Raw genomic sequence first — 23,752 nt, forward strand, 5'->3', positions numbered from 1 at the left:
TAGTCACTTGCGCTTAGTTTTCGAGACGCCCCGGCAGCAAGGTTCCAATCATTTGTTTTAAAATAGAAATTTTTGCCGGGAGCTACCGCGACGAGGTATACAAGTGAGCGACCCCCGCCTGCCACCCCCCCAGGGCCTTTATGACCCCGCCCAGGAGCACGACGCCTGCGGCGTGGGCTTCATCGCCCATATCAAGGGTAGAAAGTCCCACACCATCATCGAACAGGGCCTGGAGATCCTCAAAAACCTCACCCACCGGGGTGCGGTCGGGGCCGACCCCAAGGCGGGGGACGGCGCCGGCATCCTGATCCAGATCCCGGACCAGTTCTTCCGGGAAGAAATGGCCAAGCAGGGGGTGCGGCTGCCCCCGCCCGGCCAATACGGGGTCGGCATGGTGTTCCTGCCCCAGGAGCCCGCCTCCCGCCTCGCCTGCGAATACGAGATCGAGCGGGCCATCAAGGACGAGGGTCAGGTCCTGCTCGGCTGGCGCGACGTGCCCCGGGACCCCTCGGTGCTGGGCGAATCGGTGAAAGCCATCGAGCCCGTCATCCGCCAGGTGTTCGTCGGCCGGGGCAAGGGGGTGACCGTCACCGACGCCCTGGAGCGCAAGCTTTACATCATCCGGCGGGTGTCGGGCAACGCCATCCGGGCCCTGAACCTGGCCCACGGCAAGGAGTTCTACGTCCCGTCCCTGTCGGCGCGCACCATCGTCTATAAGGGCATGCTCCTCGCCCGGGACATCGCCAACTACTACCTGGAGCTTAAGGACCCGCGGGTCGCTTCGGCCCTGGCCCTGGTGCACCAGCGCTTCTCCACCAACACCTTCCCGAGCTGGGAACTGGCGCACCCCTTCCGCATGATCGCCCACAACGGGGAGATCAACACCCTGCGCGGCAACGTGAACTGGATCCGTGCTCGCCAGCAGGCCATCAGCTCCCCCATCCTGGGCAAGGATCTGGACAAGGTCTGGCCCCTCATCTACCCGGGCCAGTCCGACTCGGCCTCCTTCGACAATGCCCTGGAGCTGCTGGTGATGGGCGGCTATTCCCTGGCCCACGCCATGATGCTGCTCATCCCCGAGGCGTGGGAAGGCCATACCCTCATGGACCCCGCCCGGCGGGCGTTCTATGAATACCACGCGGCCATGATGGAGCCCTGGGACGGACCGGCAGCGATCGCCTTCACCGACGGGCGCCAAATCGGCGCGACTCTGGACAGGAACGGCCTGCGGCCCGCCCGTTATCTCGTGACCGACGACGATCACGTGGTCATGGCTTCCGAGACCGGCGTGCTGCCGATCCCGGAAGAGCGGATCGTGAAGAAGTGGCGGCTGCAGCCGGGCAAGATGTTCCTGATCGACCTGGAGGCGGGCCGCATCATCGACGACAAGGAGCTGAAGGACGCCCTCGCCGCCGCCCGTCCCTACCGGGAGTGGATCGAGCGCATCCGTATCAAGCTGGACGAACTCCCCGCGCCGGCCGAAAAGCGGGAGCCGGCCCGGGAACCGCTCCTCGACCGCCAGCAGGCCTTCGCCTACACCCAGGAGGACCTCAAGTTCCAGCTCGCCCCCATGGCGGTGAACGGGGAGGAGCCGGTGGGCTCCATGGGCAACGACAGCCCCCTGGCGGTGCTGTCCCTCAAGAACAAGACCCTATACCACTACTTCAAGCAGCTCTTCGCCCAGGTCACCAACCCGGCCATCGACCCCATTCGGGAAGAGCTGGTGATGTCGCTCGTCACCTTCATCGGACCCAAGCCGAACCTGCTGGGCATTGACGAGATGAACCCGCCCCTGCGGTTGGAGGTAAGCCAGCCGGTGCTGGACTTCGACCAGATGGAGACCATCCGGCACATCGAGAAGTACACCGACGGCAAGTTCAAGTCCTTCGAGCTGGACATCACCTATCCGGTGGCCTGGGGCAAGGAAGCCATCGAGGCGCGGCTCGCGAGCCTCGCCGCCATGGCCGAGGACGCGGTGCGCTCGGGCTATACCATCCTTGTCATCTCGGACCGGAAGATGGACCGGGATCACGTGGCGATCCCGGCGTTGTTAGCGCTTTCCGCCATCCACCAGCACCTGGTGGGCAAGGGCTTACGCACCTCCACGGGCCTGGTGGTGGAAACGGGATCGGCGCGGGAGGTGCATCACTTCGCCCTGCTGGGGGGCTACGGCGCCGAAGCCGTCCACCCTTACCTCGCCTTCGAGACCCTGATCGACATGGCTGAAAAGGGCTTGCTGGGCGAGGTGGATGCTAAGAAGGCGTGCAAGAACTTCGTCAAGGCGGTGGGCAAGGGGTTGCGCAAGGTGATGTCCAAGATGGGCATCTCCACCTACATGTCCTACACCGGCGCCCAGATCTTCGAGGCGGTAGGCCTCGCCCGGTCGCTGGTGGACAAGTATTTCACCGGCACCACCTCCACGGTGGAGGGGATCGGCGTGTTCGAAGTGGCGGAGGAAGCGATCCGTACCCACCGGGAAGCCTTCGGCGACGATCCGGTGCTGGCCCACGCCCTAGACGCGGGCGGCGAGTACCACTACCGGGTGCGGGGCGAGGACCACATGTGGACCCCGGACGCCATCGCCAAGCTCCAGCACGCGACCCGTTCCGGCTCCTACCGGACGTACAAGGAATACGCGGACATCATCAACGACCAGTCGAAGCGGTTCATGACCCTGCGGGGGCTGTTCGAATTCCGCTTCGACCAGGCGGCCCCGGTGCCCCTCGAGGAAGTGGAGCCGGCCTCCGAGATCGTCAAGCGCTTCTCCACCGGCGCCATGTCCCTGGGGTCCATCTCCACCGAGGCCCACACCACCCTCGCCATCGCCATGAACCGCATCGGCGGCAAGTCCAATACCGGCGAGGGGGGCGAGGACCGGCGCCGCTACGCGCCGGTCCAGCCGGGGGAAACCCTCATGTCGCGCCTGGGTCGGGACCGGGTAGAGGTGGATCTCCCCCTGCGGGAGGGCGACTCCCTCAAGTCCAAGATCAAGCAGGTGGCCTCGGGGCGGTTCGGCGTGACCGCCGAGTACCTCGCCTCCGCCGAGCAGATCCAGATCAAGATCGCCCAGGGGGCAAAGCCCGGCGAGGGCGGGCAGCTTCCCGGGCGTAAGGTGTCGGAATACATCGCGGAGCTGCGCTATTCCACCCCGGGGGTGGAATTGATCTCCCCGCCGCCCCACCACGACATCTATTCCATCGAGGACCTGGCGCAACTGATCCACGACCTCAAGAACTCGAACCCGGAGGCCGAGATCAGCGTCAAGCTGGTTTCAGAAGTGGGCGTGGGCACCATCGCCGCCGGGGTGGCCAAGGCCAAGGCCGACCACGTCACCATCGCCGGCCACGACGGCGGCACCGGCGCCTCCCCCTGGTCCTCTATCAAGCACGCGGGCACGCCCTGGGAGCTGGGCCTGGCGGAGACCCAGCAGACCCTGGTGCTGAACCGCCTGCGGGGCCGCATCGCCGTCCAAGCTGACGGCCAGATGAAGACCGGGCGCGACGTGGTGATCGGCGCGATCCTCGGCGCGGACGAGTTCGGCTTCGCCACCGCGCCCCTGGTGGTGGAAGGCTGCATCATGATGCGCAAGTGCCACCTGAACACCTGTCCCGTGGGGGTGGCCACCCAGGACCCAGTGCTGCGGCGCAAGTTCGAAGGCAAGCCCGAACACGTGGTGAACTACTTCTTCTTCGTCGCCGAGGAGGTGCGGGAGCTGATGGCCCGACTCGGCGTGCGCAGGTTCAACGACTTGATCGGCCGCACCGATCTGCTCGACATGCGCAAGGGCATCGACCACTGGAAGGCCCGGGGGCTGGACTTCTCCCGCATCTTCTACATGCCGCCGATGCCGCCCGAGGTGGCACGCTACAAGTGCGAGGAGCAGGACCATGGCCTCGAGCGGGCCCTGGATCACCGGCTGATCCAGCTCGCCCAGCCGGCGCTGGAGCGGGGCGAGAAGGTGACCATCGAGATGCCCATCCGCAACATCCACCGGACGGTGGGCACCATGCTCTCCCACGAGGTGGCCAAGCGCTACGGCCACGAGGGGCTGCCGGACGACACCATCCACGTCCGCTTCGCCGGCTCCGCGGGGCAGAGCTTCGGCGCCTTCCTGGCGCGGGGGATCACCCTGGATCTCATCGGCGAGACCAACGACTACTGCGGCAAGGGCCTCTCGGGCGGGCGTATCGCGGTCCAGCCCTCGCCCAAGTTCCGGGGCAATCCCCTGGACAACATCATCACCGGCAATGTGGTGCTCTACGGCGCCATCTGCGGGGAAGCCTATTTTCGCGGGGTGGCGGGCGAGCGCTTCTGCGTGCGCAACTCGGGCGCTTCAGCGGTGGTGGAGGGGGTGGGCGACCACGGCTGCGAGTACATGACGGGCGGCACTGCCGTGGTGCTGGGCATGACCGGGCGCAACTTCGCCGCGGGCATGTCGGGCGGCATCGCCTACGTGCTGGACGAGGACGGCACCTTCGTCCAGCGGTGCAACACGGTCATGGTGACCCTCGAGCCGGTGCTAGCGGAGGCGGAGCAGGAAGCCAAGGTGTCCCGCGACGTCTGGCACCTGGGCCAGTCCGACGAGGCGATCCTCAAGCGCCTGATCGAGAACCACGCCCGCTACACGGGAAGCGCCCAGGCGAAGCGCATTCTCGCCGACTGGAACGCGTTCCGCGCGAGGTTCGTGAAAGTCTTCCCGAACGAGTACCGCCGCGCCCTCGGGGAGCTGGCCGCCAAGGGCAAGCGCCTGGCGGCGTAGAGTTTGTTTTAAGGCCACAGAGGCATAGAGTGGGAAAGATCACCGGATTCATGGAGTACCGGCGCCTCCAGGAGGCTGCCGAGCCGCCCCGGGAGCGGGTGCGCCATTACCGGGAGTTCATCCGCCCCTTGAGCGACGAGGAGGCGGCCATCCAGGGGGCGCGCTGCATGGATTGCGGCATTCCCTTTTGCATGCAGGGCTGTCCGGTCAACAACATCATTCCGGACTGGAACGACCTGGTGTACCGGGGCCGCTGGCGCGAGGCCATCGAGACCCTCCACTCCACCAACAACTTTCCCGAGTTCACGGGACGCGTCTGCCCGGCGCCCTGCGAGGAGGCGTGCACCCTGCGCATCAACGACGATCCGGTGGGCATCAAGTCCATCGAGCACGCCATCGCCGACAAGGCTTGGGAGATGGGCTGGGTCACGCCCCAGCCGCCCAAGCGCAAGACGGGCAAGCGCGTCGCCATCGTCGGCTCGGGGCCGGCGGGGCTCGCCTGCGCCCAGCAGTTGTCCCGGGCGGGACACGACGCGGTGGTGTTCGAGAAGGCCGACCGCATCGGCGGGCTGCTGCGCTACGGCATCCCGGACTTCAAGCTGGAGAAGTGGCTGATCGACCGGCGCCTCGCCCAAATGCAGGCCGAAGGCGTGGAATTCCGTCCCAACCATTACGTCGGCCCGGCAGATGGAGCGGAGAAGGACGGCGCCGTGACCGTCGTGGAGCCCCGGGAGCTGCTGGAAACCTTCGACGCGGTGGTGCTGGCTGGCGGGGCGGAGCAGCCCCGGGACCTGCCCATTCCGGGGCGCGAGCTCGCGGGCATCCATTTCGCGATGGAGTTCCTGCCTCTGCAGAATCGGCGCGTGGCCGGGGACCAGAACGTGCCCGAGCTATGGGCCACCGACAAGCACGTGATCATCATCGGCGGCGGCGATACCGGCTCCGACTGCGTGGGCACGTCAAACCGCCACGGGGCCAAATCCATCACCCAGTTCGAGCTGTTGCCCATGCCCCCGGACGTGGAACGCAACCCGGTGTGGCCCTACTGGCCGGTACGGCTGCGCACCTCCACCTCCCACGAGGAGGGCTGCAAGCGGGAGTGGGCCGTGTCCACCAAGCGCTTCATCGGCGAAAACGGCCGGGTCAAGGCGCTGCAGGCGGTGCGGCTGCAATGGGAGAAAGACCCGGTCACGGGCCAAATGAAGATGGCCGAGATCCCGGGTTCGGAATTCGAGCTACCCGCCGATTTGGTGCTGCTCGCCATGGGCTTCGTCGGCCCGGTGCAGAAAATCCTGGAAGGTTTCGGCGTCGAGCGGGACGCCCGCGGCAACGCCAAGGCGAGCACCGAGGAGCCGGGCGCCTACCGCACCTCTGTGCCCAAGGTCTTCGCCGCCGGCGACATGCGCCGCGGGCAATCCCTCATCGTGTGGGCCATCCGGGAAGGCCGCCAGTGCGCTCGGGCCGTGGACGAGTTTCTGATGGGCCGCTCCGACCTGCCGCGATAACCGCGATAAATTTGCCCAAGCTCAAGAACGACACCCTGCTCAAGGCGCTGCTGCGGGAGCCGACGCCCTACACCCCCATCTGGATCATGCGCCAAGCGGGGCGTTACCTTCCCGAGTACCACCAGACCCGGTTGCGGGCGGGCAGCTTTCTCGAGCTGTGCCGCGATCCCGATCTGGCCACCGAAGTCACCCTGCAGCCTCTGGCGCGCTTTCCCCTGGATGGGGCGATCCTGTTCTCCGACATCCTCACCATCCCCGACGCCATGGGGCTCGGCCTGTACTTTCAGGAAGGGGAGGGGCCTCGCCTTGAGCGACCCCTGCGCAACGAGTGGGAGATCCGGGATCTCACCGTGCCCGATCCCGAGGACCACCTGGGCTACGTGCTCAAGGCCGTGGAGCAGATCCGCAAGGCCCTGGACAACGAGGTGCCCTTGATCGGCTTCTCCGGCAGCCCCTTCACCCTCGCCTGCTACATGGTGGAGGGGGGGGGAAGCCAGGATTTCCTCCACCTCAAGACCCTGCTGTATCGCCGGCCGGATTTGTTGCATCAAATTCTGGCCAAGAATACGGCCGCCGTGAGCGCCTACCTGGAAGCCCAGATCCGCCACGGGGCCCAGGCGGTCATGGTTTTCGATACCTGGGGGGGCCTGCTCTCGCGCGAGGCCTTCCACGAGTTTTCCCTGGCTTACCTGCGCCAGGTCATCGATGCGCTTCCCCGGAAATGGAACGGTCAACGGATACCGAGCATCCTGTTCACCAAGGGGGGCGGCCAGTGGCTCGAGAGCCTGGCGGATACCGGGTGCGACGCCTTGGGCCTGGACTGGACCACAGACATCGGAGAGGCCCGCCGGCGGGTAGGGGAGCGGGTAGCGCTGCAGGGCAACCTGGACCCGGCGGTCCTGTTCGGCGAGCCCGAGACCGTGCGGCGGGAGGCGGAGAAGGTGCTGGCCCGCTACGGCCCCGGACCCGGGCACGTCTTCAACCTGGGACACGGCATCTCGCCCCATACCCCGGTGGAGAACGTGGCCGTGCTGGTGGAAAGCGTCCACGAGCTGAGCCGCCGGTACCATTGAGCCTGGGCCCAAAGGCGTTAGGTTTCACGGCCCCTCAACCCATGTTCCACGGTGAGTCGTTATTCACACGCTCTGCAAGGTACGGTTTTCCGGGCTGGAGGGGACCCACAGGGAATAAGCGGCCCGTCTCGATGGGTTGAATTCCCAAGGGAATCGGACACTCCCCCCTTCGGTCGCGGCGCTTGCGGGTGTCGGCGGAAACCGGCCACCCGGGACCAGCGCCGCTAAAATCCACAAAGTTATCCACAATCCCGTACCCCTCGAGACCCAGACGGCTCCATGACCGAGGCGAGCGAGACCTCCGGCTTGACCATCGCCCGGGTCGCGCTGGACGTGCCCATCGATACCCTGTTCGACTACCGCATCGAGGCCGGACAGCGGGTCGCCCCCGGGGACCGGGTTCGGGTGGCCCTGGGCCGCCGTACCGCGGTGGGAGTGGTCATGGAGACCAGCTCCGAGCCCGCGGTGTCCCGGGAGCGGCTTCGGCCCATCCAGGAGGTGCTGCCCGACGAGGTGCGGCTCGCCTCAGACGTCCTGGCGCTCCTGCGCTTCTGCCAGCGCTACTATCACTATCCCATCGGCCAAGTGGTGGCGACCGCCCTGCCCGCCGCCGCCCGCAGGGCGAAGCCGTTGCGCCTGGAGGATCCACGGCGCTATTTTCCGACCCCGAGGCTCGCGGCCGCCGGAATCGAGGTTCTGCCCCCGCGCCAGGTGCTCGCCCGCCGCCTGGCGCGGCGGCTCCTCGAGTCGGGCGGCCTGGAGGCGGCGGAGGCACGGCGCTTGTCTCCCCGCTGGCGCCCGGCTATGGCCCGCCTGCTGGCCCAGGGCCTCGCGGAGTGCCGGTCCGAACCACGGGAGCCCCGAGAGTCTGGGAACGGCACCTCCCTTCCCCCCCTCACGCCGGAACAGGCGACAGCCGCGGACCGCATCCGGGCCAACCTGGACCGGTACCACACCTGGCTCCTGCATGGGGTCACGGGGAGCGGCAAGACGGAGGTGTACCTGCACCTCATCGCCGAAGTGGTGGCCGGCGGGCGCCAGGCCTTGATGCTGGTGCCCGAGATCAATCTCACTCCGCAACTGGAGGAAAGGGTGCGCTCCGCCCTGCCCGGCGCCCTGGTGGTCACCCTCCACAGCGGCCTGCCGGAAGCGGAGCGCACCCGGCACTGGCTGCTGGCCGCCACGGGCGAGGCCGACATCGTGCTGGGCACGCGGCTCGCGGTGTTCACGCCCCTTCCCCGCCTCGGCTTCCTGGTGGTGGACGAGGAGCACGATCCTTCGTTCAAGCAGCAGGAAGGGCTGCGCTACTCGGCCCGGGACCTGGCGGTCCTGCGCGCCCGCGGCCGCAACGTGCCGGTGGTGCTGGGCTCCGCCACCCCTTCCCTGGAAAGCCACGCCAATGCCCTGGCCGGTCGCTACCGGCGCCTGACCCTCACGCGCCGGGCCCACGCCGAGGCCACGCTGCCCTCCGTGCGCATCGTCGACCTGCGCGGCGCGGCCGGTCCAGGCGAGCTGCTCTCGGCGCCCCTCAGGGAGGCGCTGGGAGAACGCCTGGCCCGGGGCGAGCAGAGCCTGATCTACCTCAACCGCCGAGGGTTCGCTCCGGTGCTCTTCTGCCGTGCCTGCGGCTGGACCTCCCAGTGCCGGCGCTGCGCGGCCAAGCTGGTGTTCCACGCGGCGGACCGGCGTCTGCGCTGCCACCACTGCGGCGCCGAGGCGATGCCCCCGGCGCGCTGCCCAGACTGCGGCAGCGCCGACCTCTTGCCCCTGGGTCACGGAACCCAGCGCCTGGAAGGGGCGCTGCGGAGCGCGTTTCCCGGGATCCGGGTGCTGCGGGTGGACCGGGACTCCACCCGCCGGCGCCAAGCCTGGCCCGCCATGCGGCGCTCCATCCACGAGGGCGCGGTCGACGTGCTGGTGGGTACCCAGATGCTGGCCAAGGGCCACGACTTTTCCCGGCTCACCCTGGTGGGTATCGTGGATCCGGACGCGGCGCTCTACGCGGCGGACTTTCGCGCCTCGGAGCGCCTCTTCGCCCAGCTCATGCAGGTGGCCGGGCGCGCCGGCCGCGCGGACCGGGCGGGGGAAGTGATCCTGCAGACCCGCTTTCCCGACCATCCCCTCTACCGGGCCCTGGCGGCCCACAGCTTTGAAGCCTTCGCCGAAGCCGCCCTGGGAGAGCGCCGGGAAGCCGGCTTCCCGCCCTACGTGCACCAGGCCTTGCTGCGCGCCGCGGGCCACCGCCTGGAGGCCTGCCTCGCTTTCCTCGCTGCCGCCGCCCAGGCCGCCGGGGAAGCCCGAAAGGGCGTGAGCGTTTTCGACCCGGTACCCGCGGCGTTGCCCCGGCGCAAGGGGCTGTTCCAGGCCCAGCTCCTGGTGCAATCGACAAGCCGCGAGGCGCTTCAGCGCTTCCTCGACGGCTGGGTCCCCCGGCTCGAACACCTCGCCGCCCGGCGGGTGCGGTGGTCCCTGGACGTGGATCCCCTCGAGTTCTGAAATGCGCACGCCGCCTTTCGGTTTCGCCCGGCCCCCGCGCCGACTATAATTCCGCCCTTTGATTCCCCCCTCCATGCCCGCCGACACGCCCCTCGAACTTCGCGCCCATCTCGCCGAGCTGCTGCGCCAGGCGATCACCAAGGCCGGACTGAACGCCGGTGACCTCGCTCCGGAACTGCACCGGCCCAGGCACGCCCATCTGGGGGATTACGCCACCAGCCTTGCGCTGCAGCTCGCCAAGCCCCTCGGGCGCAATCCCCGGGAGCTGGCGGCTCGGCTGATCCAGGAGATCCCCCCTTCGTCCTATGTGGAGAGAATCGAGGTGGCGGGCGGCGGCTTCATCAATTTCTTCCTCAAGCTCTCCGCCAAGCAGCGGATCGTCTCCCGGGTGCTGAGTCTCGGCGCCGAGTACGGCCGCAGCCGGCTGGGCGCCGGAACCCGGGTGCAGGTGGAATTCGTCTCCGCCAATCCCACCGGGCCCCTGCACGTGGGCCACGGACGGGGCGCGGCCTACGGGGCGAGCGTCGCCAACCTGTTGCAGGCGGTGGGGTTCGAGGTAAGCCGGGAATACTACGTGAACGACGCGGGCCGGCAGATGGACATCCTGGCCCTGTCCACCTGGCTGCGCTACCTGGAGCTATGCGGCGTGGAGCTGCCGTTCCCGGACAACGCCTACCGAGGCGATTACGTGCGCGCCATGGCGCGGCGGCTCTTCGAGATTCACGGCACCCGATTCGCCGCCGGAGGCGAGGCCCTCTACGAAGGTGCGCCGCCTGCTGGGGACGATCCGGAACAGCGCCTGGACGCCCTCATCGCCAATGCCAAGCGCCTGTTGGGGCCGGATTACGACCGGATCCACGGCTTCGCCCTCGCCGAGCAACTGAACGACATCCGCAACGACCTCCAGGAGTTCGGCGTCGAATACGACTGTTGGTTTTCCGAGCGCTCGCTTCTCGAGTCCGGCGGCCTCGAGCGGGCGTTGAAGCTCCTGGACAGCCGCGGGCTTCTCTACCGCCGGGACGGCGCCTTGTGGTTCCCCGCCACCCGCTTCGGCGACGAAAAAGACCGGGTGGTCCAGCGGGAGAACGGGCAGTACACCTATTTCGCCTCCGACATCGCCTATCATCTCGACAAGTTCGAGCGCGGCTTCCAGCGGGTGATCGACGTCTGGGGCGCCGACCATCACGGCTACGTGCCTCGGGTCAAGGGCGCTCTGCAGGCCCTGGGGCTGGACCCGCACTGGCTCCACATCGCCCTGGTGCAATTCGCTGTGCTCTACCGCGGCGGGCAGAAGGTCTCCATGTCCACCCGCGCCGGGGAGTTCGTCACCCTGCGGGAGTTGCGGCGGGAGGTAGGCAACGACGCGGCCCGCTTCTTCTACGTGCTGCGCAAAAGCGACCAGCACCTGGATTTCGACCTGGATCTCGCCAAGTCGGAAAGCGCGGAAAACCCGGTGTACTACGTGCAGTACGCCCACGCCCGCGTCTCCAGCGTGCTCGCCCAATGGGGCGGAGATCCGGGCGTGCTTCCCGGCGTCGACCCCTCGCCATTGACGCTCCCTCAGGAAGCCGCGCTGCTCGCCCGGCTCATGGACTATCCCGCAGTGGTGGAAAGCGCGGCCGCCGACCTGGCGCCCCACGCGCTCGCCTTCTTTCTCCGGGACCTGGCCGGAGAGTTCCACAGTTATTACAACGCCACGCCCTTCCTCGTGCCGGAAGAGCCGGTGAAGCTCGCCCGGCTCGCTCTGGTCACCGCCGTGCGGCAGGTGATCCGCAACGGCCTCGCCCTCCTGGGCGTGAGCGCACCGGATAAAATGTGAGCGCGCCATGACCCGCGACTACAAACACGTGCGTTCCCGCGGCGCGCGCCGCGGCAGCGGCCTGCTGCTCGGCATCGTCATCGGGCTCGTGCTGGGGCTCGCCGTGGCCCTGGCGGTGGCCTGGTACCTGAGCCGGGGGCCCAGCCCCTACGTCGCCGACACCAAGCCCGAGGAGGCGGCCCCGCCGCCTTCGGCCGTGCGCGGGCTGCCCCAGCAATCCGCGCCGGCCGAAAGCGCTCCCAAGACCGAGGCCAAGCCGCGCTTCGAGTTCTACAAGATCCTGCCGGGCAAGGAGGAGGCGGTGACGCCCCAGGAGCTCCAGCAGCGCTCCGCCGCCCGCCCGGCCAGGGAGGTTTACTATCTCCAGGCCGGCGCCTTCCAGAACGCCCAGGACGCGGACAACCTGAAGGCCAAGCTCGCCCTGACCGGACTGGAGGCGAGCGTCCAGACCGCCGCCCTACCGGATAGGGGGACCTGGCACCGGGTCCGAGTGGGTCCTTACCGCAAGGTGGAGGAGGTCAACCGGGCCCAGGCGATCCTGAAACAACAGGGCATCGAGGCGGTCCTAATCAGGGTCAACGATAGCGCCACCCCGTGAATTCGAGCAAGGAGACAGCATGCGCCTAGCCCACCGGCTCGCCCTCGGCATTTTCGCCGCCTCGATCGCCGCCGCTGCGGCCCGCGCGGAGATCGTCGCCGGCCGCGATTACCTGGTGTTGAATCCGGCCCAACCCACCGCAGCCGAAGGCAAGGTAGAGGTGATCGAGTTCTTCTGGTACGGCTGCCCGCACTGCTACGAGCTGCATCCCTATCTCAAGCAATGGCTCAAGCAGAAACCCCAGGACGTGGAATTCCGCTACGTGCCGGCCGTCGCCCGGGAGAGCTGGGTGCCGGGAGCCAAGCTCTTTTACACGCTGGAGGCCCTGGGCGAGCTGGAGCGGTTGAACGACCGGGTGTACGACGCCATCCACCTGGAGCAGGTGGACCTGAACGACGAGGGGGTGCTGCTGGACTGGATGGCCAAGCAGGGCGTGGACCGGCGGAAGTTCCTCGACACCTACAACTCCTTCGCGGTGCAGGCCAAGGTGGCCAAGGCCCGGCAGATGGCCCGGGATTACCGGCTCCGGGGCGTACCGACCCTGGTGGTGGACGGCAAATACCTCACCTCCGGCACCCAGGCGGGGTCGCTGCAAGGCGCCGTGGCCGTCATGGACCAGTTGGTGAGAAAGGCGCGCGCGGAACGCCCCCGCAGCCGCTGAAGCGGGATTTTCCGGACCAGTGCGGCGCGCATCACCGGCGCTTGAGCGCCGACGAGACCGTCCGGCGTGTCGTGGCGGCGATCGACGCCGGCCTCCGGCTCGCCGCCATTCCCTGGCGGATGGCCGTCTCGGCCTGCATTCCGGCGGCACTGCCGCCGGCGGGGTACGACGTCCTGTGCGTCCGGGCCCCGTGCAAGCCGCGGGGGATCGGGGCAGACAGTGGAGCCCCCTCAGCTCCCCCGCTTGCTGAACGCGGCGATATCCAGCGGCGCAGCGGCGGCAGGGCGGGCCTCGCCTTCCTGGGCGAACGCGGCACCCACAGCCGGTTTCTTTTCCTCGCGGCTTGTCGCGCCCGCAGCCGGCTCGGCCGCCAGCCGTCCCACGTCGCCGCTGAGCTCGCCCCCTTCCTCGACGGACAAGGCGCCATAGCGGATCTTTCCCGAAACCTTGCCGCTCGCATAAATCACCAGTCGCCGGCGGGCGGTGAGTTCTCCTTCGAAGCGCCCGCGAATTTCCGCCACGTCGATCCCCGCGGTGCCGGAAAACACGCCGTCTTCCGCGATCTGGATCACGCGGCTGTTCATGGACGCTTCCACCCGCCCTTCCACCACCAGGGTTTCGCAGTCGGTGATCTCGGCTCCCTTGAGCTTGATATTGGGGCCCACGATCAGGCGGGCGCCGCCTTCGTCCGTTTTGCGCTCGGGCGCCGCGGTGGCGGGCGTCTCATGGGGGGGCGGGCTCGCCTCTCCAGCCCGCTGAGCCGGCGATGAGCCACTATCGTGGTCCGGCCGCAGTTGACCGGAGCCGCGCTCCTGCCCGAACCGGCGATTGCGGGGGAGCATTCCTTCCTTGTTGAACATGGGTCCTCCTCTGATAGGCTAAGACGCAAGGATTGCGCCCAAAAAAAACGCGAATTCCTTCGCAATTCGCGTGCCATTCCCAAAAATGCTTTGAATCCGGGGATCTGCCGTGCAGCCCCCGGAGCGGGCATGTCACCCAGGGACGACGCCTGCCGCCCGGCTGCGACCTCAATCGCCTGTTTTCAAGGCTTTTTGCCCTGTCTCCGATCGCCGACAGGGCCTAGCGCCACGGATGGATGGGAGGAAAAATTTCTACGGATTCGAAGCGAGCCGGCGCTCGAGCTCGCCCAGGATCTCGTCATAGATGGGGCGGGAATAGGCGTTCAATCCCGCGACGATCCCCTCCACGTCCATGACCGAAGGAACCCGGATCCCCCGGTGCTCCACGGGCCCGCCGATCCTCAGCACCTGGACGCCGAGCCGGGAAAAATGATCGGCCAGGCGCGGCTCGCTCAACAGGAACATCTTCTCGATGCCCTTCAGGTGGGCGATCGCCACGACGCCCAAGTAGAGCCCCACCAGGATATAGGGAAAGCGGGGCCGGTCCGCCCCGCCGAAATCCTCGGGGGAGAGGGGCACGGGCTGGAGCGCCTCCCCGCGCCGGCGCCGGTAGGCGGAAGCGACGGCCAGCCTCGAGGCCTCCGCGATTCTGCGCCGATCGAGCCTGGCCGGATCGATCACCGTGCGGTCCAGGGTGGCCGCGCAGGTGCGCTCGAAGGGCAGGGGATAGAGGGCGTCGTCCGGGGGCGTGGTCACCAGCCGGGCGCAGCCAATGAATTCATCCGTGGGCAAGTAGCGCAGGAGCAGATGGGTGGAAAAAGCGTCGTACTCGTCGGACTCTCTGCCGTCGGGGCGGATCGGCTCGAACTTCAGATCCTCGCAATAGACCTGGTGGCGGAGCCGGTAGACCCGGTCCTTGAGCTCGGCGTCCAGGGCTGGAATGAGCTCGAAGCGCTTGCGGAATCCCTCCCGCGTCTCCGTGTACCCGGCGCTAGCCAACCCCATTGCCCTCCTCGGCATCGTCTTCGGTTGAAGCTCCCGCAGCGCCCGGATGGGGTCACGTCCGACCCAGAGCAAGCGATGCGCTAATCCTATTGTAGGAGACTCGGCCCGCGGGTGCCCTTCGACGCCGCCTTGATGGGATGCTGCCGCACCCTTGTCGCCGGCCAAGCGCTTCCGGCCATTCTAGCCGGATATTTTCTTAGGGTGACCGCTCCGGCCGATGGGGGCGGGCATCAGGGTTGCTGGCGGGCCAGCAGCGCCCGCAGGTATTTCACCGGAATGGCATAGGTGACGCCGCTCGGGTTGCTGAGGGCCGCTTCCTTGGTGCCCTTGACGAACACCAGGTTGATGACCCCCACCACTGCCCCGGTGTTGATGTCGTAGAGGGGGCTGCCGCTGTTTCCCGGGTACGCGGTGGCGTCCAACTGGTACACGGGATAGGCGCCTCGGGCGAGCCGCTGCACCACCTTGGGATCGAGCTGCCGGTCATTGGCGCTGGGGATGGCGATGGGGGTGAGGGCCGAAACCATCGCCCGATGGGTGACCGGGATGAGCCCCAGCACCTCTCCCATCGGGAATCCGGTCAGCAGGAAGCCCTCCCCGACCCGGGTTGCGTCGGACTCGCTCAGGCGCAGGGCTGGCAACGCAGCCCCGTCGATCTTCAACAAGGCGAGATCGTGCTCGGCATCGGAGGCGACTTGACGGGCCCGCCGCACCTCGATCCGCCCGTCGGCATGACGCAAAGCGACGACCAGCGTCTCCAGATTCGCCGAGTCCAGCACCAGGGGAATCACGTGGGCGTTGGTCGCGATCAGCGTGCCGTCGCCCACGGCGAAGCCGGTGCCGCGGAAGCCGAAGGCCGGGCTGCGGGTGCGCATGAAGGTGCCCACCGCCACCACCGAAGCGCTCACGGTTTCGATGGTCTTGGGGTTGTCGGCCCGCGCGGCCGGGCCCGCCGGAATCGTCAGCAGGGCGGTCATCAGGCCCGCGAGCCCGGCAAGCCATCGGGCGCGCCGGCTTTCGCCGCCGGGCGTCGTGGATTTCCTTGCGATCCTGATCGTCGTGGGGTTCCTGTCGCATCCGGGGGTCATCTGGGAACCTCCATGAAAAAATCCGGGGCGTGTTCTCGCCCGTTCAGCGCGCCGCCCGGCTCGGCGGCGCCTTGCCCTGGGCTCCCAGGGAACCCAGCCGCTCCAGGTACCAGGGCAACGCCTCCCGCAAGCCCGTCAGTACGGTGTGGGTGGGCTCGTAGCCCAGCAGACCCCGCGCCTGGGCGATATCGGCCAGGGAGTGGCGGATGTCCCCGGGACGAAAATCCCGATACTCGGCCTGCATGGAGGCGATGGCCGGAAAACGCTCCGCCAGCAGGGAGCGCAGGATGGAAAACAGGGCGTTCAAGGAAGTCCGCTTCCCCACGGCTACGTTATACACCCGGTTCAAGGCCTCGGGCTTGCGGGTCGTGGCGGCCAGCAGGTTCGCCTGCACGGCGTTGGCGATGTAGCAGAAATCCCGCGTCGTCTCCCCATCCCCGTAAATGATGACCGGCCGGTGGGCCAGCATCTCGCCGATCCAGCGCGGGATCACGGCGGCGTAGGGACCGTCGGGATCCTGGCGCGCGCCGAAGACGTTAAAGTAGCGCAGTCCCACCGTCTCGATCCCGTAGCAGCGGGAGAACGCTTCGGCGTAGAGTTCGTTGGCGCACTTGCTCGCCGCATACGGGGAAAGGGGACGGCCGATTCGCTCCTCGGATTTGGGCAAGCAGGGATCGTCCCCGTAGACGGAGCTGGAAGAGGCGTAGACGAAGCGGCCGACCTCGGCCTCTTTGGCGGCCAGCAACAGGTTAAAGAACCCGTCCACGTTGGCCTCATGGGTGGACGCGGGATCTTCCACCGAGCGGGGCACCGAGCCCAGGGCCGCCTGGTGCAGGATCACGTCGGTTCCCTGCACTGCGTCCCGGCAGGTGGCCACATCCCGGATGTCGCCCTCGATAAAGCGAAAACGCCTCCAGGCGGCTTCGCCCACCGCCTCCCGTACGTCCTCCAGGTTGGCCCGATGGCCAGTGGCGAAATTGTCCAGTCCGGCGACCTCCTGGCCGCAGCGCAGGAGGAATTCCGTCAGGTGGGAGCCGATGAATCCGGCGCAACCCGTCACCAGCCAGCGCCGGGGTTCCCGGCGCAGACGCTCTTCCATGGACACCCTGTCGGACATGGCCTTTTCTCACAGGCGCCAGAGACGAACGCCACGGGCGCCGAAGGCCGCGGGGTCCACCTGGCCTTTCACGTCCACGAACACGCCGTTGGGCAGGAGCTTGCCCATGTAATCGTCCGCCGAGCGCTCCTTGAACGGGCGATGGGCCACCGCCGCCACGAGGGCGGCGGATCGGGGCAGGGCCTCCCAGGGTTTGAGCTCCACGCCGTATTCCCGCAGGGCGTCCTTCCGGTCCGCCACCGGATCGTGGACGTGCACCGTGACCCCGTAGGACTGGAGTTCCCGCACCACGTCGATCACCCGGGAGTTGCGCAGATCGGGGACGTTTTCCTTGAAGGTGAGGCCGAGGACCGACACGTCGCAGCCCTTCACCGAGAAGCCGCTGCGGATCATGGCCTTGATGGTCTGCTCGGCCACGAACTTGCCCATGCCGTCGTTGATCCGGCGCCCGGCCAGGATGACCTGGGGGTGGTAGCCCAGCATCTCCGCCTTGTAGGTGAGGTAGTAGGGGTCCACCCCGATGCAGTGTCCGCCTACCAGGCCGGGGCGAAAGGGCAAGAAATTCCACTTGGTGCCCGCCGCCTCCAGCACCTCCAGCGTATCGATACCGATGCGGTTGAAGATGATGGCCAGCTCGTTCATAAGGGCGATGTTCAAGTCCCGCTGGGTGTTTTCGATCACCTTGGCCGCCTCGGCCACCTTGATGCTGCTCACCCGGTGCACGCCCGCGGTCACTACGCTGCCGTAAATTCGCGCCACCCGCTCCAGGGTCTCCGACGTGTCCCCCGCCACCACCTTGACGATGCGGGTCAGGGTGTGCTCCTTGTCCCCCGGGTTGATGCGCTCTGGGGAGTAGCCGACGAAGAAATCCCGTTTCCAGCGCAGCCCAGAGGCCTGTTCCAGCCTGGGGATGCACACCTCTTCCGTGGCGCCCGGGTAGACGGTGGATTCGTACACCACGGTGGCGCCCCGCTTCAGGTTGCGGCCGACGGTCTCGCTGGCGGAGACGAGGGGTCCGAAGTCCGGCTGGTGGGCCTCGTTGACCGGCGTTGGAACGGCGACGATCACGAAATCCGCGGCCTTCAAGGCCGAGGGATCCGTGGTGCAAGTGAGGCCGTCGGCGGCCTTCAAGTCTTCGGCGCTCACCTCCCCCGTGGGATCGATCCCGCGGCAGTAGGCGTCGACCTTTTCCTGGGACAGATCGAAGCCGATGGTCCGGTACTTCTTGCCGAACTCGACGGCCAGCGGCAGGCCTACGTAGCCCAAGCCCACGACGGCGATGGTATCCATGGCGATGCTTTCTTCTCCGGAATGGTTAAATCCTCCCGCGCAGGCGCGCGGTTCAGAGCGTCTTCAGCAATTCCGCCGCCTCCTTCCCGAAGGCAGAGGCGGCATCGTTCTTGGCGATCGTCTCCAGCTCCTTGCGCGCCTCCTCCTTCCTTCCGGCCTTGAGGAGGGCCTTGGCGTAATGCAGCCGGATCTCCGCGTAATCCGGGTCCAGGTCCACGGCCCGCGCCAGGAGCTGCACGCCCCGCTCCACCTGCCCTTTGTCCGCCAGGATCCAGCCCAGGGTGTCCAGCACCGCGGGACTGGTGGGCGCCAGCGCGTAGGCGCGCTCGGCGTATTCGAGCGCCTTGGCGTCGTTGACCTTCCACGCGGCGTAGGCCAGGTTATTGAGGACCACGGGATTGTTCGGCTGTTTTTCCAGGATTGCCTGATAGCGCCGTACCGCTTCTCGATACGCGCCACTTTTGAGATCCGCTTCCGCCAGATAAGTGGGCACGATCAGGTCTTCGGGATGATCCCGGAGCCACTGAGCCGTCACGGCATTCGCCTCGCTTTCCCGCTTCGCCCGCGCAAGGACGCTGTGCAAGCGCGCGATCAGGTACGGGGTTGGAGCCTGGCGCAGCCCTTTGCGGTAGGCTTCCTCGGCCGCCTTCAGGTTGCCCTGGAACAGGAACACGTCCCCTTCCATGAGATAGCCGATCGCCTCGGCGGGGCGCGCCTTCTGCATGGCCCGGGCCTCGTTCACCCCGTCCTGGAAGCGCCCCTGGCGCACGTAGTAGGCGATGATCTCCCGCTGGGCGGCGGTGAAACCGGGATCCAGCTCGAGGGCCTTGCGCAATGCCCGCAGCATGCCGGCCTCGTCCCCTGCGGCGCGGTGAGCCGCCGCCAGCCGCAGCTGCACGCTGGCCGACTGGGGCCGCATCTGGGCGAGCCGGCTGAAGGTGCTCAAGGCCTGCTGCACGTCCCCCGCGGCGAGCTGGGCCGCGCCCAGGGCCTGCACGATGCGGGCGTCGTTGGAAAAGGCCGCCTGAGCGTCCTGGGCGGCCACCAGGGCCGCCTTGGGCTGGTTGGCGCGCAGCAAGAAATCGATCAGGGCGAGCCGAGGGGGCACGGAAGCGGGGTTGGCGCTCACCGCTTTTTTCAGCGTCCGCTCCACCTCTGCGTCGGCGGCTCCGGTGGCGCGCAGGATCGCCGCCAGCCCGAGGAGCGCCCTTTCGTTGTTGGGTTCCTTGGCTAGCACCGTCTGGTAGCGCCCCCGGGCCGCTTCCGCCTTGCCTTCCCGCAGGTCCAGCATGGCCAGGTTGCGCACGGCGGGCAGAAAGGCCGGACTGAGCTGCAGGGCGCGCTCGAAGCTCTTGCGGGCGCTGGCCAGATCTCCCTTGGCGAGATAGACCGCCCCTTTGGTGTTGTGGCTGATCGGATGGTCGGGCTGTTTTCGCTCCAGGGCGTCGGCCGCGGCAAGGGCCTGATCGAGCTGGTTGCGCGCCACGTGGATCATCACCAGCCCCAGGTCTGCCCGGTAGCCCGCAGCGTCCATGGCCGCCGCCGCCTGTAGCTCCTGCAGCGCTTCGTCGGTCTCGCCGGCGCGCAGGTGCAAGGCCCCGAGGCGCGTGCGCAGCGCCGGGTTGTCCTTGTCCAGGGCGGCCGCCTTCTCGTAGTATTCGGCGGCCTTGGCCAGCTCGCCCTGGGCCAGATGGACTTCTCCCGCCAGCGCCAGGACCCGCGCGTTCGAGGGTTGCTGGGCGAGCAGGGGCTGCAGCAGCTCCTGGGCCTGATCGGCCTCCCCGGTGGCCAGATAGACCGCCGCCAGAAGCTGCCTCGCCCCGGCGTGCTGCGGCGCCTGGTTCAGGGCCTGGCGCAGATGTTGTTCGGCCTGGGCGTAGGCCCTCAGCCGGTACTCCAAGGCGCCCGCCAGGATCCGCGCCGGCACGTGGTCGGGAGCGGCCTTGAGCACGTTCAGGGCGAGATCCCGGGCCCCGGCCAGGTCGCCCTGCTCCGCGGTGATGAGCGCCTTATAGTAAAGGGTGCTAGGATGCTTGGGCCCGATCTTCTCGAGCTCCCCCGCCTGCTCCGCGGCCCGCTTCAGCTCCCCGCGCCGGAGCAACAGCTCGACCAGGGCGGCGCGAATGGGCACGTTGCGGGGCTCGGCGGCAAGAGCCTTTTGGTACGCCTGCACCCCCGCCTCCAGGTCCCCCTGGCCCGCGGCGAGCGCCCCTTTGAGCCCCAGGGCTTCCACATGGGTGGATTCCCGGGCAAGGACCTCCTCCACGAGCTTGGTGGCCTGGGCCAGGTCCCGTTCGAGCACCGCCACCCGGGCCGCCCCCAGCTTCGCTTCGGCCAGGTCCGGCCGCAGGGAAAGGGCGGCCAGGAAAGAGTCCTTGGCCTCCTTGGGACGCCCGCTCATGAGCTGGGCTTGTCCCACCACGGTCCTCAGCAGGGCGTTCGCTTGCGGATCCGCGAGGGTCAGGCCCGAGAGCTGCTCGAGGGCCTTGCCGGCCTTCCCCTGGGCGAGCAAGGCGCGCCCGAGGACGGGATAGACCGCCTCCGGCGCATAGCCCAGGTCGAGGGCCTTGCGCAACTCGATCTCGGCAGCGGCGGCATCGCCGCTCCTGAGCAGGGCAGTCCCCAGGAGGTAGCGGGCCTCCCCGTGGTTCGGCGCCTGCTGCAGAGCATTCTTGAGCTGGATGATGGCGGCCGCGGTGTCCTGCTGCGCCAGATAGGAACGCGCCGATTCGATCAGCTTCTCGGGCGGATCGCCGTTGCAACCCGCAGACAGCAAGACGCAAAGGGTCAGCGCGGCGAAGCGCCCCATTTTAGGGAACCTTCGAATCAGAGGTTCCCTGGCTCCCGTTCGCTGGTTCATGGTTCCGTTCCGAAAAAAAAGTTGAGCACGCTAACACCCCTACCTGAGGCCGAAGCGGTGCATGAGGTCGTACAGGGTCGGGCGGCTCACGCCCAGGAGCTGGGCCGCCTTGCTCAAGTTGCCGTTGACGCGCCCCAGCACCCGGACCACCGCGTCCCGCTCGGCCCGCTCCCGCACCTGTCGCAGGTTGAACATGTCCTCGCTTTCCTCCGCGCGAGCGAGCCCGAAGTCCGCCGCCCGCAGGGCGGACGCGTCGGCCATGATCACTGCCCGCTTGACGCAATTCTCCAACTCCCGAACGTTGCCCGGCCAGGAATAGGCCTCGATGGCGTCGATCGCTTCGGGCAAGATGGTGAGGCCGCCGCGCCGCAATTCCTCGGCGAACTTGCGCACGAACGCATGGGCCAGCAGGCTCGCGTCGCCCTTGCGGCTGCGCAGGGGCGGCACTTCCACGACGATTTCCGCCAGGCGGAAATAGAGGTCCTCCCGGAACTCGCCCCGGGCGATCAAGGCCTTCAGGTCCTGGTGGGTCGCGCAGACGATGCGCACGTCCACCGGGATCTCCTCCCGGCCGCCGATGCGCTCGATCACCCGCTCCTGCAGGAAACGCAGCAGCTTCGCCTGGAGCGCCTGGGGAAGGTCGCCGATCTCGTCGAGGAACAGGGTGCCCTTATGGGCCGTCTCGATCTTGCCGATGTTCTGGCGGGTCGCTCCCGTGAAGGCGCCTTTTTCATAGCCGAAAAGCTCGCTCTCAAGGAGGGTTTCGGGAATCGCCGCGCAATTGATCGCCACGAAGCGCTGGCCGCGGCGGGAGGAGAGGTCGTGCAACCCCCGCGCCAAAAGCTCCTTCCCGGTGCCGGATTCACCCTGGATCAGCACCGTGGCGGAGGTCGCCGCCACTTTTTCAATGGTGCGGCAGATCCTCTGCATCTCGGGGTCCCGGGTCAGAATCCCCGACAGGGGTCCCGCCGCCTCCCGCTCCTGAAGCCGGCGGTTTTCCTCCTGCAGCTCGTACAACCGGAACGCCCGCTCGATGGTGAGCCCCAGGATCTCGGGCTCGAAAGGCTTGGCATAGAAGTCGTAGGCCCCCAAGGCGATGCACTTCAAGGCGTTGGCCCGGTCGTGCTGCCCGGTGAGCACGATCACCTTGGTGTCCGGGGCGACGGAAAGGATCTCCCCCAGAAGCTTCAGCCCTTCGGATACGTCGTCCGGCGCGGGCGGCAGGCCCAGGTCCATCACCGCGACCGCCGGCTCGTGGCGGCGAAGCTGGCCGATGGCGCTGTCCCGGTCGCCCGCCAGCACGACTTCGTACTGGTCGAACGCCCAGCGCATCTGCTTGGCGAGGGCCGGATCGTCCTCCACGATGAGCAAAGGTCTGCGCTTCTCGCTCATGCGACTTCCCGTTTTTCTCCCTCGAGCGGTCGCCGCTCCGGCCGGGGCAACAGCATACGGATGCGCGTCCCCTCCCCCGGGCGGCTGTCCACCAGGAGCTTGCCGCCCAGCTCGGCCACGTACTGGGCGCTCTCGTACGCCCCGATGCCAGTGCCGGCGGGCTTGGTGGTGCGGAACGGCTTGAACAGCTCGTCCCGTACGAATTCCGGCGTCATGCCCTTGCCGTTGTCCGCCACGTCCACCACCGCGTGGGCACCGTCGAAATAGGCCTTGAGCTCCACCCGTCCGGTTTCATCCGTCGCCTCCAGCGCGTTTTGCACCAGGTGCCCGATCACCCGCTCCAGCCGCTCGGCATGCCCCACCGCCTGCACGCCGCGCTGGGCCTCCCAGGCGATGCGCCGCCCCTGGGCGGATTTCGCTTGCGCCACCCGCTCAACCAGCGCCGCCAGGTCTACCGTCCGGGGATGGTCCAGGGGCTGGGTGCCGGCCCGGAGCTGGAATAGCAGGCTGTTCATCCGCTCCACCACGTTGCGGATGGTGGCCAGCATGTCCTGCTGGAATTCGGGATTTCCCTGGTGTCGTTCCGCATTCTTGAGCATTAGCGAAAGCTGTGCCACCAAATTTTTCAGGTCGTGCACCACGAAGGCGGACATGCGGTTGAAGGCCTCGAACTTGCGCGATTCCAGCAACGCCTCCGTGGCGCGGGCGTGGCCGATGAAGCCGGCCACCTGCCGGGCCGCCGTTTTGAGCAGGTCCCGCACCTCCCAATTGATCTCCACCTTAACCCGCGCGGTGGCGAGGATCACGAAGCCGAGCAGCCGCTCCAGGTGCGACAGGGGGACGATGAGCCAGGCGTTGGGCAAGCGCGCGAGCCATTCGGGAAGCCGCAGGTCAGGGTAGCGTTCCGGGTTGGCCCGAAACTCGTCCAGATCCACCACCCAGCCGGTTTTCTCGAGGAAGCTGGGGAGTGCTCCCTCGGCTGGCTCCGCGTCGTTCACCTCCCGCATGTTCCAGCGGCCGGCCTGGACGTACCGACCCCGGTGGTCCTCAAGCCAGATCGCGCCGGCCGGGCTTTCCACCAGATCGGCGAGGGCCACCACGCAGCGCTCGTGCATGTTGGACCCCTCCCCGGCCCCCGAAAGGAGCCGGGTGATTTTCAACCATTCCTGGCGGTAATCGTAGCGGTAGGAAAAGAAGTGCTTGTTGATGAAAACCCGGACCTGGGAGCG

Annotated in this window: 15 protein-coding genes; 7 read left to right on the plus strand and 8 right to left on the minus strand. The window is 67.8% G+C overall.

All coding sequences use genetic code 11. From position 1 onward, the window contains the following. Positions 1 to 103 precede the first annotated feature (103 nt). The 7 genes from ACTFO6_RS15365 to ACTFO6_RS15395 all read left to right on the plus strand — a co-directional run bounded on the left by ACTFO6_RS15365 (position 104) and on the right by ACTFO6_RS15395 (position 12,911). Positions 104 to 4,759 carry a glutamate synthase-related protein gene (locus tag ACTFO6_RS15365; RefSeq protein ID WP_439935316.1) on the plus strand — a complete coding sequence of 1,552 codons (4,656 nt, stop codon included), beginning with the start codon at positions 104 to 106 and terminating at the stop codon, positions 4,757 to 4,759. A gap of 29 nt (positions 4,760 to 4,788) precedes the next feature. Next, positions 4,789 to 6,264 carry a glutamate synthase subunit beta gene (locus ACTFO6_RS15370; RefSeq protein ID WP_439935317.1) on the plus strand — a complete coding sequence of 492 codons (1,476 nt, stop codon included), beginning with the start codon at positions 4,789 to 4,791 and terminating at the stop codon, positions 6,262 to 6,264. Positions 6,265 to 6,275: 11 nt separating this feature from the next. Further along, positions 6,276 to 7,337, plus strand: coding sequence for a uroporphyrinogen decarboxylase (gene hemE / locus ACTFO6_RS15375; RefSeq protein WP_439935318.1), 1,062 nt, complete (start codon positions 6,276 to 6,278; stop codon positions 7,335 to 7,337). A 279-nt stretch (positions 7,338 to 7,616) separates the two neighbouring features. Continuing rightward, a complete protein-coding gene (locus ACTFO6_RS15380) occupies positions 7,617 to 9,833 on the plus strand; it encodes a primosomal protein N' (protein WP_439935319.1) in 2,217 nt (738 codons plus the stop codon). A 73-nt stretch (positions 9,834 to 9,906) separates the two neighbouring features. After that, positions 9,907 to 11,652, plus strand: a complete 1,746-nt coding sequence (gene argS / locus ACTFO6_RS15385; RefSeq protein WP_439935320.1) for an arginine--tRNA ligase — start codon at positions 9,907 to 9,909, stop codon at positions 11,650 to 11,652. Positions 11,653 to 11,659: 7 nt separating this feature from the next. Then, complete coding sequence (locus ACTFO6_RS15390; protein ID WP_439935321.1) at positions 11,660 to 12,250, plus strand: SPOR domain-containing protein; 591 nt, start codon at positions 11,660 to 11,662, stop codon at positions 12,248 to 12,250. Between the two features lie 19 nt (positions 12,251 to 12,269). After that, complete coding sequence (locus ACTFO6_RS15395; RefSeq protein ID WP_439935322.1) at positions 12,270 to 12,911, plus strand: thiol:disulfide interchange protein DsbA/DsbL; 642 nt, start codon at positions 12,270 to 12,272, stop codon at positions 12,909 to 12,911. A gap of 230 nt (positions 12,912 to 13,141) precedes the next feature. Here the strand turns inward: ACTFO6_RS15395 and ACTFO6_RS15400 are convergent, their stop codons facing one another. The 8 genes from ACTFO6_RS15400 to prsK form a co-directional block, all read right to left on the minus strand. After that, on the minus strand, positions 13,142 to 13,771 hold the full coding sequence (locus ACTFO6_RS15400; RefSeq protein ID WP_439935323.1) for a bactofilin family protein: 630 nt from the start codon (positions 13,769 to 13,771) through the stop codon (positions 13,142 to 13,144). A 252-nt stretch (positions 13,772 to 14,023) separates the two neighbouring features. Next, positions 14,024 to 14,776, minus strand: coding sequence for a PEP-CTERM/exosortase system-associated acyltransferase (locus ACTFO6_RS15405; RefSeq protein WP_439935324.1), 753 nt, complete (start codon positions 14,774 to 14,776; stop codon positions 14,024 to 14,026). Positions 14,777 to 15,006: 230 nt separating this feature from the next. After that, positions 15,007 to 15,753 carry a S1C family serine protease gene (locus tag ACTFO6_RS15410; protein WP_439935325.1) on the minus strand — a complete coding sequence of 249 codons (747 nt, stop codon included), beginning with the start codon at positions 15,751 to 15,753 and terminating at the stop codon, positions 15,007 to 15,009. Positions 15,754 to 15,907: 154 nt separating this feature from the next. Next, on the minus strand, positions 15,908 to 16,981 hold the full coding sequence (locus ACTFO6_RS15415; RefSeq protein ID WP_439935326.1) for an SDR family oxidoreductase: 1,074 nt from the start codon (positions 16,979 to 16,981) through the stop codon (positions 15,908 to 15,910). Positions 16,982 to 16,990: 9 nt separating this feature from the next. After that, on the minus strand, positions 16,991 to 18,271 hold the full coding sequence (locus tag ACTFO6_RS15420) for a nucleotide sugar dehydrogenase (RefSeq protein ID WP_439935327.1): 1,281 nt from the start codon (positions 18,269 to 18,271) through the stop codon (positions 16,991 to 16,993). Between the two features lie 52 nt (positions 18,272 to 18,323). Beyond that, positions 18,324 to 21,080, minus strand: a complete 2,757-nt coding sequence (prsT, locus tag ACTFO6_RS15425) for an XrtA/PEP-CTERM system TPR-repeat protein PrsT (protein WP_439935328.1) — start codon at positions 21,078 to 21,080, stop codon at positions 18,324 to 18,326. Between the two features lie 90 nt (positions 21,081 to 21,170). Next, entirely contained in the window at positions 21,171 to 22,523 is a 1,353-nt protein-coding gene (gene prsR / locus ACTFO6_RS15430; protein WP_439935329.1) for a PEP-CTERM-box response regulator transcription factor, read from the minus strand. Further along, on the minus strand, positions 22,520 to 23,752 hold a 1,233-nt coding region (prsK, locus tag ACTFO6_RS15435), incomplete at its 5' end, for an XrtA/PEP-CTERM system histidine kinase PrsK (protein WP_439935330.1). The genes prsK and prsR, both read right to left, overlap by 4 nt.

The sequence above is a fragment of the Pelomicrobium sp. G1 genome (genome assembly GCF_051905455.1).
Classification (GTDB): Bacteria; Pseudomonadota; Gammaproteobacteria; order Burkholderiales; family UBA6910; genus Pelomicrobium.

Coding starts and splice junctions, on each gene's coding strand:
- prsR (WP_439935329.1), bottom strand. CDS start 22,523: ATGAGCGAGAAGCGCAGACCTTTGCTCATCGTGGAGGACGATCCGGCC.
- ACTFO6_RS15395 (WP_439935322.1), top strand. CDS start 12,270: ATGCGCCTAGCCCACCGGCTCGCCCTCGGCATTTTCGCCGCCTCGATC.
- prsT (WP_439935328.1), bottom strand. CDS start 21,080: ATGGGGCGCTTCGCCGCGCTGACCCTTTGCGTCTTGCTGTCTGCGGGT.
- argS (WP_439935320.1), top strand. CDS start 9,907: ATGCCCGCCGACACGCCCCTCGAACTTCGCGCCCATCTCGCCGAGCTG.
- ACTFO6_RS15410 (WP_439935325.1), bottom strand. CDS start 15,753: ATGACCGCCCTGCTGACGATTCCGGCGGGCCCGGCCGCGCGGGCCGAC.
- ACTFO6_RS15420 (WP_439935327.1), bottom strand. CDS start 18,271: ATGGATACCATCGCCGTCGTGGGCTTGGGCTACGTAGGCCTGCCGCTG.
- ACTFO6_RS15390 (WP_439935321.1), top strand. CDS start 11,660: ATGACCCGCGACTACAAACACGTGCGTTCCCGCGGCGCGCGCCGCGGC.
- ACTFO6_RS15400 (WP_439935323.1), bottom strand. CDS start 13,771: ATGTTCAACAAGGAAGGAATGCTCCCCCGCAATCGCCGGTTCGGGCAG.
- ACTFO6_RS15405 (WP_439935324.1), bottom strand. CDS start 14,776: ATGGGGTTGGCTAGCGCCGGGTACACGGAGACGCGGGAGGGATTCCGC.
- ACTFO6_RS15380 (WP_439935319.1), top strand. CDS start 7,617: ATGACCGAGGCGAGCGAGACCTCCGGCTTGACCATCGCCCGGGTCGCG.
- ACTFO6_RS15415 (WP_439935326.1), bottom strand. CDS start 16,981: ATGTCCGACAGGGTGTCCATGGAAGAGCGTCTGCGCCGGGAACCCCGG.